The organism is Pseudomonas coleopterorum (genome assembly GCF_900105555.1).
Classification (GTDB): Bacteria; Pseudomonadota; Gammaproteobacteria; order Pseudomonadales; family Pseudomonadaceae; genus Aquipseudomonas; species Aquipseudomonas coleopterorum.
The window spans coordinates 858,190-871,367 of sequence record NZ_FNTZ01000001.1 but is presented as its reverse complement, the minus strand read 5'-3'; the positions used below and the strand labels follow the sequence as shown (position 1 = coordinate 871,367).

Genomic DNA, 13,178 nt, shown 5'->3' with positions numbered 1-13,178 from the left:
CACAGCTCTACCGGAATACGCCGACATACGCCCTCGCCAAATGGGACTAGCTTCCTTTGGCGACGGCCGCCGTATTCCCGCCAGGGACTGGCGCCCCACGACCGGAAAACAACAAGACAGGGACTATCATGCGACATACCCAGCTTTGCTCCGCCATGCTTGCTCTGGGCCTGCTCGGCCAGGTCGGCCTCAGCCAGGCCGCCAACAGCCTGGTGTACTGCTCCGAAGGCAGCCCCGCCGGCTTCGACATCGCCCAGTACACGAGCGGCACCGACAACGACGCTGCGCAACCGATCTACAACCGCCTGACTGAATTCGAAAAAGGCGGCACCAGTGTCATTCCCGCGCTGGCCACCAAGTGGGACATCTCCGAAGACGGCCTGACCTACACCTTCCACCTGCGCGAAGGGGTCAAGTTCCACAGCAACGAAGCGTTCAAGCCGACCCGTGACTTCAACGCCGACGATGTGCTGTTCACCTTCAATCGCATGCTCGATCCCAATCAGCCGTTTCGCAAGGCGTACCCGACCGAGTTCCCGTACTTCGTCAGCATGAGCCTGGACAAGAACATCGCCAAGGTCGAGAAAACCGACGACCACACCGTGGTGTTCACCCTCAACGCCGTAGACGCCGCGTTCGTGCAGAACATCGCCATGAACTTCGCGTCCATCCTGTCCGCCGAGTACGCCGAGCAGCTGCTCAAGAGCGGCAACATGCGCGACATCAACCAGAAGCCGATCGGCACCGGTCCGTTCGCCTTCCAGCGTTACCAGAAAGACTCGCAGATCCGCTACAAGGCCAACCCGCAGTACTGGGACATGAGCCAGGTAAAGGTCGACCAACTGATCTTCGCCATCAACACCGACGCATCGGTGCGCATGCAGAAGCTCAAGAAGAACGAGTGCCAGGTCACCGCCTACCCACGCCCTGCCGACCTCGCGGGCCTCAAGGCCGACCCCAAGCTCAAGGTCATGGAGCAGGCCGGCTACAACCTGGGCTACATCACCTACAACGTGCGTCACAAGCCGTTCGACCAGCTGGAAATGCGCCAGGCCATGGACATGGCGGTGAACAAGGACGCCATTCTCAAGGCCGTCTACCAGGGCGCCGGGCAGAAGGCCGTCAACGCCATGCCGCCGACCCAGTGGTCCTACGACGAGAGCATCAAGGACGCGCCCTTCGATCCGGAGAAAGCCAAGCAGATGCTGCAGGCCGCCGGCGTCAAGGAAGGCACCGAGATCACACTGTGGGCCATGCCCGTGCAGCGCCCCTACAACCCCAACGCCAAGCTGATGGCTGAAATGCTGCAGGCCGACTGGGGCAAGATCGGCCTCAAGGTCAAGATCGTCAGCTACGAGTGGGGCGAGTACCTGGACCGCACCAAACGCGGCGAACACGACGTCTCGCTGATTGGCTGGACCGGCGACAACGGCGACCCGGACAACTGGCTGGGCACGCTGTACAGCTGCGACGCCATCGGCAGCAACAACTACTCGATGTGGTGCAACCAGGACTACGACAAGCTGGTCCAGCAAGCCAAGCGCGTCACCGACCGCGAAGAGCGCAGCGTGCTCTATCGTCAGGCCCAGCAGTTGCTCAAGCAACAGGTGCCGATCACCCCGATCGCCCACTCCACCGTCAACCAGCCGGTCAGCGCCAAGGTTGAAGGTTTCAAGGTCAGCCCGTTCGGGCGTAACGACTTTGGCGGCGTGAGTCTGCGCGACTAGATAAACCAGGCCTTCCCCACACCCATGACCGTGCCATGGGCTTGGGGAGCTTTTGGCAAAAAAGAGCAAGCAAACGTTTGCAACTGTCATCACGGGCCATGGACTGGCCATCAGCCGCACTAGAAGACGCGGCCATAAAACTAAAAAAGTAAGGAGCTTCAGTTGAAAATTACCAAGAGAGCAGTCTTCACCTTGTCGTTGAGCGGGTTCGCCCCCCTGGTCCTGGCCGATGAAGCCAGCCAGGCGTTCATCCCGCTTACCGTCAAGACCAGCAGCGCACAGGATGAGGCCAAGGGCTTCATCGAGGACTCGAGCCTGACCGGCTCGACCCGCAACTGGTTCGCCAAGGAGAAGGGCAAGCGTGGCCTGACCTGGGGCATCAACAAGGGCGATGGCGTGACCGAACGCACCGGCAGCCGCGACACCTGGGTTCAGGGCACCATCGTCAACTACACCTCGGGCTTCACTCAGGGCACCGTGGGGTTCAGTACCGAAGTGGCGGCCTACAACACCGTGGCGCTGGAGCAGGGCAAAGGTCGCGTGGCCGGCGGGGGGAACCGCACACTGACCGATCACGATGGCGACGTGGTCGACCAGTGGACCAAGGCGGGCCTGGCCAACCTCAAGGCGCGGGTGTCCAACACCGTGCTGACCGCCGGGCGCCAATCGATGAACACGCCGGTACTGGCCTTCATCGGCAACCGTGCCCTGCCCTCCAGCTTCGAGGGTGTCAGCCTGCACAGCGCCGAGTTCGACAACCTCGACTTCGACCTGGGCACGTTCAGCCGCGTCTCGCCGCGAACCGAACAGAGCCTGAGCAAGTTCAGGACCGAGTACGGCGACGGCACCACCACCGACCAGGTCAACATCTTCGGCCTCAACTACCAGCCGCTGAAAAGCCTGACCACCAGCCTGTACGCGTCCAACGTCAAGGATGTGTGGAACCAGTACTACTTCGGTGCCTCCCATGAACTGGGCGATGCCTCGGTGCTGGGCCTGACCACCGGTTTCAACTACTACAAGACCAAGGATGCCGGCAGCTCGAAAATGGGCGCCATCGACAACGACACCTACAGCCTGTCGTTGACCGCCACGCACAAGGCGCACAGCCTGACCCTGGCCTTCCAGGAAGTGAACGGCAACGAATACTTCGACTACCTGCACGAGACCAACGCCATTTTCCTGGCCAACTCGCTGTTTTCCGACTACAACGGCCCGAACGAAAAATCGTTCCAGATCGGTTACGGGCTGGACATGGCCGGCTATGGCGTACCCGGCCTCAAGTTCAGCGTCTACACCGCGCGCGGCTGGGGTATCGATGGCACGCACTACAAGGGCGGCGGCTATGATGGCATCCAGGCCCAGGACGGCGAGAAGCATTACGAGTACGGCTTCGGCACCTCGTATGCCGTGCAGGGCGGGCCGTTGAAGGCCAGCACCATCCGCGCGACCTACAGTGCCCACCGCGCCAGCGCCAATCAGGTCGATGGCAGCCTCAACGAGCTGCGCATCGTCACCACCATTCCGTTCCAGATTCTTTGATCGGCAACCGCTGCCCGGGGTTCGACGAATCCCGGGCAGCGGCTACGCTTACGTGCGATTGCGAGGGCAATGATGAAAACGCTATCTCTGAAGGCTGCCGTGGCAGCCGCCCTGCTCGGCCTGACCTTGGGCGCCAGTGCCAAACCGCTGGTGGTCTGCACCGAAGCCAGCCCCGAAGGTTTCGATATCGTTCAATACACCGGCGCGGTCACGAGCGATGCCTCGGCCGAGACGGTGCTCAACCGCCTGGTCGACTTCACGCCGGGCACCACCGACATCCAGCCAGGACTGGCCAAGAGCTGGGACATCAGTGAAGACGGCAAGATCTATACGTTCCACTTGCGCGAAGGCGTGAAGTTCCACACCACGGAGTACTTCAAGCCGACCCGCACCCTGAATGCCGACGACGTGCTGTGGAGCTTCATGCGCCAGTTCGACGCCAAGCATCCCTGGCATGACAAGTCGACCATGGGCTATCCCTATTTCGAATCGATGGCCATGGGTGATCTGATCCAGAGCATCGACAAGCTCGACGACATGACCGTGCGTTTCGTGCTCAAGCGCCCCGAAGCGCCGTTCCTGCGCGACATGGCGATGCCCTTCACCTCGATCTACTCAGCCGAATACGCCGACCAGTTGCTCAAGGCCGGCAAGACCGCCGACTTGAACAGCAAGCCGATCGGCACCGGGCCGTTCGTGTTCGTGCGCTACAGCAAGGACGCCCAGGTTCGCTTCAAGGCCAACCCCGATTACTACAAGGGCAAGCCACCGGCCGACCCCCTGATTTTCGCCATCACCGTGGACAACAACGTGCGGGCGCAGAAGCTGCGTGCCAACGAATGCCAGGTGGCGGTCTATCCCAAGCCGGACGACGTACCCGGCATCAAGGCCGATCCTCAGCTCAAGATCGCCGAAATGGATGCCTTGATGACCAGCTACGTGGCCATCAACACCACCCACAAATACCTGAGCGACGTACGCGTGCGCCAGGCCATCCAGATGGCCTTCGACAAGCAGACCTTCGTTCGAACCCTGTTCGGCGAGGGAAACGCGACACCGGGCGTGGGGCCCTACCCGACCACGCTGCTGGGCTACAACCACAGCCTCAAAGACCTGCCCTACGATCCGGACAAGGCCCGCGCCCTGCTCAAGGAAGCCGGCGTTCCGGAAGGCACCTCGTTCACCATCTTCGCGCGCAACGGCAGCAGCCCGACCAACCCCAACTCCAGCCTCGCAGCGCAACTGTTGCAGGCCGACCTGGCCAAGGTTGGCATCAAGCTGGATATCCGCGTGCTGGAATGGGGCGAGTTGATCAAGCGCCTGAAACTGGGCGAACATGACCTGGCTTTCTACGGTTGGGCCGGCGACAACGGCGACCCGGACAACTTCCTCAGCCCGAACCTTACCTGCGAAGCAGCGAAGAACGGCGAAAACGCCGCGCGCTGGTGCAACAAGGAATTCGACGCCCTGGTCAGCCAGGCCCGCGAAGCCACTGAACCGGCAGCGCGCGCGGCGTTCTACGAACAGGCGCAGGTCATTTTTCTCAAAGAGCAACCTTGGTTGAGCCTGGCGTATCCACGTGTGTTCTCGGCCATGCGCAAGAACGTCGAAGGCTTCCACATAAGCCCGATGACCAATAACAACTTCGCCACCACCCAGGTGAAGTAGAAAAAGACGCCGCGTATCGGCGCCCACCCGGGCGGATGCGCGGCTTGCCTAACCGGCTGATGAGGTACTACGCACGATGTTTAGTTTTATTGCCCGACGTGTGGGATTGCTGATCCCCACTTTCTTCGGCATCACGCTATTGACCTTCGCGTTGATACGCCTGATTCCCGGTGACCCTGTCGAAGTGATGATGGGCGAGCGTCGGGTCGACCCCGAAATGCACGCACAGGCGATGGAACGCCTGGGTCTGAACAAGCCCCTGTATGCTCAGTACCTGGATTACATCGGCAATCTCGCCCAGGGCAACCTGGGTGAGTCGCTGCGTACGCGCGAGAGCGTCTGGACCGAGTTCACTGCGCTGTTTCCGGCCACGCTGGAGCTGTCCATCGCCGCGCTGATCTTCGCCGGCGTGCTCGGCCTGCTGGCGGGGGTGATCGCCGCGCTCAAGCGAGGATCACTGTTCGACCATGGGGTCATGGGCATTTCCCTGGCCGGCTATTCCATGCCCATCTTCTGGTGGGGCCTGATCCTGATCATGTTCTTCTCCGTGACCCTGGGCTGGACGCCAGTGTCGGGGCGCATCGACCTGCTCTACGACATCCAGCCGAAAACCGGTTTCATGCTCATCGACACGTTGTTCAGCGAAGACGAAGGCGCCTGGTTGGACGCCCTGCAGCACCTGATTCTGCCCGCCATCGTGCTGGGCACCATTCCGCTGGCGGTGATCGCCCGCATGACCCGTTCCTCGATGCTCGAAGTGCTGCGCGAGGACTACGTGCGCACTGCCCGCGCCAAGGGCCTGTCGCCGACTCGCGTGGTGTTCGTGCACGGTCTGCGCAACGCGCTGATTCCGGTGCTCACGGTGTTCGGCCTGCAGGTCGGCACCTTGCTGGCCGGTGCGGTCCTGACCGAAACCATCTTCTCGTGGCCGGGCATCGGCAAGTGGCTGATCGAGGCCATCGGCGCCCGTGACTACCCTGTCGTGCAGAACGGCATCCTGTTGATCGCCTGCCTGGTGATCCTGGTCAACTTCGTGGTGGATATCCTCTACGGCCTGGCCAACCCACGCATCCGTCATCAGCGTTGAGACCCTATCCATGACTACGAAAATCGAAACGGTCGCAGTGGATCAGAGCCTGCTCTACCCCTCCCCGTACAAGGAATTCTGGCAGGCATTCGCCAAGAACAAGGGCGCCGTGGCGGGCCTGGTGTTCATGCTGATCATCGTCTTCTGCGCGCTGTTCGCGCCGTGGGTGGCCCCGCACAACCCCAGCGAGCAGTACCGTGACTTCCTCCTCACCCCGCCGGTATGGCTGGAAGGCGGCCAGTGGCAATTCATCCTGGGCACCGACGAGCTGGGCCGTGATCTGCTTTCGCGCCTGATCCAGGGCTCGCGGCTGTCGCTCCTGATCGGCCTGTCGTCGGTGGTGATGTCGCTGATCCCCGGCATTCTGATGGGCCTGCTGGCCGGATTCTTCCCGCGCATTCTCGGGCCGTCGATCATGCGCCTGATGGACGTCATGCTGGCGCTGCCATCGCTGCTGCTGGCCGTGGCGATCGTCGCCATCCTCGGCCCTGGCCTGATCAACACCGTGATCGCCATTGCCGTGGTCTCGCTGCCCTCCTACGTACGCCTGACCCGCGCTGCGGTGATGGGCGAACTGAACCGTGACTACGTGACCGCCGCGCGCCTGGCCGGGGCTACGCTGCCGCGCCTGATGTTCATCACCGTGCTGCCCAACTGCATGGCGCCACTGATCGTGCAGGCCACCTTGAGCTTTTCCTCGGCGATTCTCGATGCCGCCGCCCTGGGCTTCCTGGGCCTGGGCGTACAACCGCCAACGCCGGAATGGGGCACCATGCTGGCTTCAGCGCGTGACTACATCGAACGCGCCTGGTGGGTGGTGAGCCTGCCGGGCCTGACCATTCTGCTCAGCGTGCTGGCAATCAACCTGATGGGCGACGGGCTGCGCGATGCGCTGGACCCCAAACTCAAGAACGCCGCCTGAGGAGCCGATCATGTCACTTTTGAATATCAACAACCTGAACGTACGTTTCGGCGATGCCAAGGCCGTACCGGTCGTGGACGGGCTGGACCTGAGCGTGGACAAGGGCGAAGTGCTGGCCATCGTCGGCGAATCGGGCTCGGGCAAATCGGTGACCATGATGGCCCTGATGGGCCTGATCGATGCACCCGGCATCGTCACCGCCGACTCGCTGGTCTTCGACGGCCACGACATGCTCAAGCTCAACGCCCGGCAACGGCGCAAGGTGGTCGGCAAGGACCTGGCGATGATTTTCCAGGACCCGATGACTGCGCTTAACCCCAGCTACACCGTGGGTTTCCAGATCGAGGAAGTCCTGCGCCAGCACCTGGGCATGTCCGGCAAGGCCGCGCGCCAGCGTGCTCTGGAATTGCTCAAGAAAGTGGAAATCCCGGCAGCCGAAAGCCGCTTGGATGCCTATCCGCATCAGCTGTCCGGGGGCATGAGCCAACGCGTCGCGATCGCCATGGCGATTGCCGGTGAGCCCAAGCTGCTGATCGCCGACGAACCGACCACCGCACTGGACGTGACCATCCAGGCGCAGATCATGGAGTTGCTGCTCAGCCTGCAACAAGAGCAGAACATGGGTCTGATCCTGATCACCCACGACCTGGCCGTGGTGGCCGAAACCGCCCAGCGCGTGTGCGTGATGTACGCCGGTCAGGCAGTGGAAGTGGGCCATGTGCCGCAATTGTTCGACATTCCCGCGCACCCCTACAGCGAAGCGTTGCTAATGGCTATCCCGGAGCACAGCGAAGGCGCCGAGCGCCTGGCCACCCTGCCTGGCATCGTCCCCGGCCGCTACGACCGTCCGCAGGGCTGCCTGCTGTCGCCGCGCTGCCCGTACGTGCGGGAAAACTGTCGCACCGAACGCCCGGCCCTGGACCCCAAAGCCCAGAGCCTGGCGCGTTGTTTCTACCCACTCAATCAGGAGGTGGCGTGATGAGCGTCGTACTGACCGCCCGCGACCTTACCCGTCATTACGACGTTTCGCGCGGGCTCTTCAAGCCCCATGCCGTGGTGCGTGCCCTCAATGGCGTATCCTTCGAGCTGGAAGCCGGCAAGACCCTCGCCGTGGTCGGTGAATCGGGCTGCGGCAAGTCGACCCTGGCCCGCGCGCTGACCCTGATCGAAGAACCCTCCTCCGGTTCGCTGCAGATCGCCGGCCAGGAAGTGGCAGGCGCCAGCAAGGCCGAGCGCAAGCAACTGCGCAAGGACGTGCAGATGGTGTTCCAGAGCCCCTACGCTTCGCTCAACCCTCGGCAGAAGATCGGCGACCAACTCGGCGAGCCGCTGCTGATCAACACCTCCCTGAGCAAGGCCGAGCGCCGCGAGAAGGTCCAGGCGATGATGCAGCAGGTCGGCCTGCGCCCTGAACACTACCAGCGCTACCCGCACATGTTCTCCGGTGGCCAGCGCCAGCGCATCGCCCTGGCCCGCGCCATGATGTTGCAGCCCAAAGTGCTGGTCGCCGACGAACCCACCTCGGCCCTCGACGTGTCGATCCAGGCGCAGGTGCTTAACCTGTTCATGGACTTGCAGCAGGAATTCAACACGGCGTACGTGTTCATCTCCCACAACCTGGCCGTGGTGCGTCATGTGGCCGACCAGGTGCTGGTGATGTACCTGGGCAGGCCGGCGGAAATGGGGCCCAAGGAAGACATCTACACCCGTCCTCTGCACCCCTACACCCAGGCCCTGCTGTCGGCCACGCCGACCATCAAGCCGGACCCGCTCAAGCCCAAGATCAAGATCGTCGGCGAGTTGCCCAACCCGCTGAATCCGCCGTCGGGCTGTGCGTTCCACAAGCGCTGCCCGTACGCCACCGAGCGCTGCAGCACCGAAGTACCGGCGTTCCGGCCGGTGGATACGCGGCAGGTGGCGTGTCACTACGCCGAGCAGTTCCTGGTGTAAGGGCGGGCTTGCTCGCGTGAAGTGCCAACGTCCATTCAGGTCTCTTGGATGAACGCGATGTTCTTGCGTTCCTCATGGGCATGCTTCTACGGGAGACGCTGTCCGAATGGGTGGCACAGCCCCACCCCGTCAGGCTCTGACTCAATCTGACGGGATGGGGCTCCCTGGAGCTATTGCCAGGCTTTCTACTGTTGCCAGGGCAACAGTCGTTCAACAGACTGTGCTTTGCCAAACACCTTCGTTGGCCGGGCGATACGGTCAACACGCTGATAAATAAGAAAAAACCATATGGCATAGTTACTGCTCTTGCTCCTGCATGGTCGCCACACGGCAGCCCCGGCAAGAGGATAAGTAGCCATGAGCCAAGACAACATCAAATTCGCCTACTGGGTCCCCAACGTAAGTGGGGGCTTGGTGGTGAGCAAGATCCAGCAGCGCACCAGCTGGGACATCGACTACAACCGTAAACTGGCGCAAATCGCTGAAGCGGCAGGCTTTGAATACGGCTTGACGCAAATTCGCTTCACCGCCGGTTACAGCGCCGAATACCAGCACGAGTCGGTGGCGTTCAGCCACGCGCTGCTGGCCGCCACGACCAAATTGAAAGTGATCGCCGCCGTATTGCCAGGGCCATGGCCGCCGGTGCTGCTGGCCAAACAGATCGCAACCATCGACCAGCTCACCAACGGCCGCGTGGCGATCAACATCGTCTCCGGCTGGTTCAAAGGGGAGTTCACCGCCATTGGTGAACATTGGCTGGAGCACGACGAACGCTATCGTCGCTCGGAAGAGTTCATCCGCACCGTCAAGGGCATCTGGACCCAGGACAACTTCACGTTCCGCGGCGACTTCTACCGCACCAATGAATACACGCTCAAACCAAAACCCATTCAGCAGCACCCGGAAATTTTTCAGGGCGGCAGTTCGCGTGCTGCGCGGGACATGGCCGCGCGGGTGTCCGACTGGTATTTCACCAACGGCAACACCGTTGAAGGCATCAAGGCCCAGGTGGATGACATCCGCGCCAAGGCTGCAGCCAACAACCATAAGGTCAAGATCGGCGTGAACGCCTTCATCATCGCCCGCGACACCGAAGAAGAAGCGCGCGCCGTGCTCGAGGAAATCATCGACCAGGCCGATCCGGAAGCCGTCAACGCCTTTGGTGATGCCGCCAAACAGGCCGGTAAAGCCAGCCCCGAAGGCGAGGGCAACTGGGCCAAGTCCAGCTTCCAAGATTTGGTGCAGTATAACGATGGTTTCAAGACCAATCTGGTTGGTACGCCAGAGCAGATTGCCGAGCGCATCGTTGCACTCAAGGCAGTGGGTGTGGATCTGGTGTTGAGCGCATTCCTGCACTTCCAGGAGGAAGTCGAGTACTTCGGCAAGCGTGTGCTGCCGCTTGTCCGCGAGCTGGAAGCCGAGCGCGCCACCGCGCAGCAAGTGGCCTGAATGTCACATCGATGAGCCCATGCAGGCATCGACAGCGCCCTGGCCACCTTCGCGGGGCTTCATGACCGCCGCCGCGAACTGCTGGGTCTGGATATCGACGTTCCGGCTGTGGATACGCGTAAATGACGAGTCATGACGCCAGGCCGTTCTTTCAACACCTGCAAGCCTCTTCACCATTGTGTGAAGAGGCCTGATCTACCCCCCCCTGCCCCAGTGCATCCGCAGACGAATGTCTCTATGATGCCGAACATGATCAAAGACCCCTTTGCCCGCCTGAACCTCGATCGCGAGGTCATCACCGTCAGCCAGCTCAATGGCCGTGCCCGTGTGTTGCTCGAAGATGTCTTCAGCAATATCTGGGTCGAAGGTGAAATCTCCAACCTGGCGCGTCCGGCGTCCGGCCACGTCTATTTCACGCTCAAGGACAGCGGCGCCCAGGTGCGCTGTGCCCTGTTCCGGCAGAACGCTCAACGTGTGCGCCAGGTGCTCAAGGATGGCGCAGCGGTGAAAGTGCGCGGCAAGGTCTCGCTGTTCGAAGGCCGTGGCGACTATCAGCTGATTCTCGACACCGTGGAGCCTGCCGGTGACGGCGCGCTGCGCATGGCGTTCGACGCGCTCAAGGTAAAGCTCGACGCCGAAGGTCTGTTCAGCAGCGAACGCAAGGTGGCCCTGCCGGCGCACCCGCAACGCATCGGTATCGTCAGTTCGCCGACCGGCGCGGTGATCCGCGACATCATCAGCGTGTTCCGTCGACGTGCCCCGCAGATCCAGCTGACCCTGATCCCGACCGCCGTGCAGGGCCGCGAGGCCACCGCACAGATCGTCCGCGCTCTGCGCCTGGCCGATGCACGCGGCTTCGATGCGATCATCCTCGCCCGTGGCGGCGGCTCGCTGGAGGACCTCTGGTGCTTCAACGAGGAAGCCGTGGCGCGCGCCGTCGATGCGTGCGTGACGCCCATTGTCAGCGCCGTGGGTCATGAGACCGACGTCTCCATCAGTGACTTCGTGGCCGATGTGCGTGCACCGACACCTTCTGCGGCCGCCGAGCTGCTGGCGCCGGATGCCGGCGACCTGCAACGGCGGCTCGACAGCCTGCAGCGACGCCTGGTGTTGCGCATGCACAATCGTCTGGCTCACGAACGCCTGCGCGTTGAGGGGCTGACCCGACGCCTGCGCCACCCCGGCGAGCGCCTGCGCCAGCAGGCGCAACGCCTGGATGATCTGGACATGCGCATGCGCCGCGCCTTCGAGCGACAGATGACTGCGCGTGCGCATCGCCTGGCGCAGTTGCAGACACGCCTGGCCGGGCAGCATCCGGACCGTGTGCTGCGCCTGCTCAAGCAGCGCCTGGACGGCCTGGCCGAGCGCTTGCCGCGGGCCATGCGTGACGCGCTCAAGGACCGTCGCCAGCAGTTGCAGAGTCAGGTGCAGACCTTGCACGTGGTCAGCCCGCTGGCAACCCTCGGGCGCGGCTACAGCATTCTGCTCGACGAACATGGGCAAGCCATCCGCAGCGCCGAGCAGACCCAGCGCGGTCAGCGCCTGGTCGCAAGATTGGGCGAAGGCGAGCTTGAAGTGCGGGTGGAAGACAATCACCTCACGCCCGTTACCCTTTCTTTACTGGATTGATCCATGCCGCGTTTTCTCGTTGTCGCCCTGCTGTTGTGCCTGTCCTCGTTCGCTCAGGCGGACAGCTACATCACCCGGCTGCTGAACAAGCCGGTGCCAGGCGGCGTGGCGGTGGTGGATCTGGGCAACGCCAGCCAGGCGCCCAAGGCGACCTACGATGGCAAGCGCGTGCTGGTGGTCAATGAGCAAGGTACCTGGCGCGCGATCGTCGGCATCCCGTTGACCGCCAAGCCTGGCCAGGCGCAGGTCAGCGTGGCCGGTCGCGCCATCGGTTTCGAGATTGGCAGCAAGAAGTACCCCGAACAGCGGATCACCTTGAAGAATACCCGTCAGGTCAATCCCAACCCGGCGGACATCAAGCGCATCGACGGCGAACTCGCCGAACAGCTGCGCGCCTACCGCAGCTTCAGCCCCGGCACGCCGAGCAATCTGCTGCTGGACAAGCCGGTCAGCGGCCCCTTGTCGAGCAAGTTCGGTGTACGCCGTTTCTTCAATGGCGAGGAGCGCAATCCACACTCCGGCCTGGATTTCGCGGTGCCCGCCGGTACGCCGATCAAGACGCCTGCCAATGGCAAGGTGATCCTGGTAGGCGACTACTTCTTCAACGGCAACACGGTGTTCGTCGACCATGGGCAGGGGTTCATCAGCATGTTCTGCCACATGTCAAAGATCGACGTGAAGGTCGGCCAGGACCTGGTGCGCGGCGCCGTGGTCGGACGCGTAGGCTCCACAGGCCGCGCCACCGGGCCGCACATGCACTGGAACGTCAGCCTGAACGATGCCCGGGTCGATCCGGCAATCTTCATCAACGCCTTCCAGCCTTGATCCACCGCAAATCCTCTCAGCACTGCTTGACCTGTGGGAGCGGGCACTGCCCGCGAAGGCCTCACCGTCGACCCAACGCATTGCGTGGCCCCTTGAAGCCACGCAATCTCTGGCACCCCTTTCCAAATCTTCAGCAATAAAATCTCGCCTGCTCCAAGATAGCCAACTCTCCTACCATTTTCCCCAATACCCTTGCCATTTTTCACCCCAGTGGTTAGGGTTGAGGTCATGAAAACCGCCCACACCCTCATCCAGCTCCGCCAGCACCGCAGCCTCTGCCTGGTCAGTGCACGACTGCCTGGCTGAAACGCGTCGCCTCGCCCCTCACCTTTTCGAATGACCGGCAGGCCCTTTCCCCAGGCTGCTCACCAAGGATTTT

The 13,178-nt window shown here is 62.4% G+C and carries 10 protein-coding genes; all 10 read left to right on the top strand.

Features of this window, described 5'->3' with window-relative positions; all coding sequences use genetic code 11:
- Positions 1-128: 128 nt before the first annotated feature.
- The 10 genes from BLV18_RS03820 (at position 129) to BLV18_RS03775 (ending at position 12,799) form a co-directional block, all read left to right on the top strand.
- Positions 129-1,727: an ABC transporter substrate-binding protein gene (locus BLV18_RS03820; protein ID WP_090356452.1), complete on the top strand. Its 1,599-nt coding sequence runs from the start codon at positions 129-131 to the stop codon at positions 1,725-1,727.
- Positions 1,728-1,889: 162 nt separating this feature from the next.
- Complete coding sequence (locus BLV18_RS03815; RefSeq protein ID WP_056845000.1) at positions 1,890-3,269, top strand: OprD family porin; 1,380 nt, start codon at positions 1,890-1,892, stop codon at positions 3,267-3,269.
- Positions 3,270-3,341: 72 nt separating this feature from the next.
- A complete protein-coding gene (locus tag BLV18_RS03810) occupies positions 3,342-4,937 on the top strand; it encodes an ABC transporter substrate-binding protein (RefSeq protein ID WP_090361997.1) in 1,596 nt (531 codons plus the stop codon).
- A gap of 76 nt (positions 4,938-5,013) precedes the next feature.
- Positions 5,014-6,024, top strand: coding sequence for an ABC transporter permease subunit (locus BLV18_RS03805; protein WP_049861915.1), 1,011 nt, complete (start codon positions 5,014-5,016; stop codon positions 6,022-6,024).
- 10 nt (positions 6,025-6,034) lie between these two features.
- Positions 6,035-6,946: an ABC transporter permease subunit gene (locus BLV18_RS03800; protein ID WP_049861914.1), complete on the top strand. Its 912-nt coding sequence runs from the start codon at positions 6,035-6,037 to the stop codon at positions 6,944-6,946.
- 10 nt (positions 6,947-6,956) lie between these two features.
- Positions 6,957-7,925, top strand: coding sequence for an ABC transporter ATP-binding protein (locus tag BLV18_RS03795; RefSeq protein WP_043186595.1), 969 nt, complete (start codon positions 6,957-6,959; stop codon positions 7,923-7,925).
- Entirely contained in the window at positions 7,925-8,896 is a 972-nt protein-coding gene (locus BLV18_RS03790; protein WP_090356450.1) for a peptide ABC transporter ATP-binding protein, read from the top strand. Before BLV18_RS03795 ends, BLV18_RS03790 begins: the two co-directional genes overlap by 1 nt.
- A gap of 357 nt (positions 8,897-9,253) precedes the next feature.
- Positions 9,254-10,345: a dimethylsulfone monooxygenase SfnG gene (sfnG, locus tag BLV18_RS03785; protein WP_090356448.1), complete on the top strand. Its 1,092-nt coding sequence runs from the start codon at positions 9,254-9,256 to the stop codon at positions 10,343-10,345.
- A 249-nt stretch (positions 10,346-10,594) separates the two neighbouring features.
- Positions 10,595-11,974, top strand: a complete 1,380-nt coding sequence (gene xseA / locus BLV18_RS03780; protein ID WP_090361994.1) for an exodeoxyribonuclease VII large subunit — start codon at positions 10,595-10,597, stop codon at positions 11,972-11,974.
- A 3-nt stretch (positions 11,975-11,977) separates the two neighbouring features.
- Positions 11,978-12,799 carry a M23 family metallopeptidase gene (locus tag BLV18_RS03775; protein ID WP_090356446.1) on the top strand — a complete coding sequence of 274 codons (822 nt, stop codon included), beginning with the start codon at positions 11,978-11,980 and terminating at the stop codon, positions 12,797-12,799.
- Positions 12,800-13,178: the final 379 nt, after the last annotated feature.

Coding starts and splice junctions, on each gene's coding strand:
- xseA (WP_090361994.1), top strand. CDS start 10,595: ATGATCAAAGACCCCTTTGCCCGCCTGAACCTCGATCGCGAGGTCATC.
- BLV18_RS03795 (WP_043186595.1), top strand. CDS start 6,957: ATGTCACTTTTGAATATCAACAACCTGAACGTACGTTTCGGCGATGCC.
- sfnG (WP_090356448.1), top strand. CDS start 9,254: ATGAGCCAAGACAACATCAAATTCGCCTACTGGGTCCCCAACGTAAGT.
- BLV18_RS03805 (WP_049861915.1), top strand. CDS start 5,014: ATGTTTAGTTTTATTGCCCGACGTGTGGGATTGCTGATCCCCACTTTC.
- BLV18_RS03820 (WP_090356452.1), top strand. CDS start 129: ATGCGACATACCCAGCTTTGCTCCGCCATGCTTGCTCTGGGCCTGCTC.
- BLV18_RS03810 (WP_090361997.1), top strand. CDS start 3,342: ATGAAAACGCTATCTCTGAAGGCTGCCGTGGCAGCCGCCCTGCTCGGC.
- BLV18_RS03790 (WP_090356450.1), top strand. CDS start 7,925: ATGAGCGTCGTACTGACCGCCCGCGACCTTACCCGTCATTACGACGTT.
- BLV18_RS03800 (WP_049861914.1), top strand. CDS start 6,035: ATGACTACGAAAATCGAAACGGTCGCAGTGGATCAGAGCCTGCTCTAC.
- BLV18_RS03775 (WP_090356446.1), top strand. CDS start 11,978: ATGCCGCGTTTTCTCGTTGTCGCCCTGCTGTTGTGCCTGTCCTCGTTC.